At 68.9% G+C, this 380-nt stretch carries 1 protein-coding gene; it reads right to left on the reverse strand.

The window, feature by feature from the left end; translation table 11 throughout:
* The coding region (locus U858_RS0133475; protein WP_025141393.1) for a DMT family transporter at window positions 1–380 on the reverse strand (380 nt) is incomplete at both ends.

The following is a 380-nucleotide window of genomic DNA, read 5'->3' on the forward strand; positions in this document are numbered from 1 at the left end:
CCGGCCGCGGCCAGGAAGATCAGCGCCACGCCCACGACCTGGGTGGCGTCCATGCGGTGCCCGTACACCACCAGGTCCAGCAGGATGGCCACGGCCGGGTAGATGAAGCTGAGCGCGGCGGTGGACGTGGTCGGCAGCTTCTGGATGGCCGAATACATCAGGATGTACATCAGGCAGGTGTGGATCACGCCCAGCGCCACCAGGTACCCCCATTGCAGCGGCGCGGCGGGCAGGGCGTTGAAGTCGGCCATGGGCAGCAGCATCACGGCGCCCAGCGTCACCTGTACCAGCGCCAGCACCTGCGGCGGGATGCCCTTCAGGCGCTTGACGATCACGGCGGTGATGCCATAGAGCGCCGCCGCGCCCAGGCCCAGCAGCAG

The organism is Achromobacter sp. DH1f (assembly GCF_000633435.1).
Lineage (GTDB): Bacteria > Pseudomonadota > Gammaproteobacteria > Burkholderiales > Burkholderiaceae_B > Achromobacter > Achromobacter deleyi.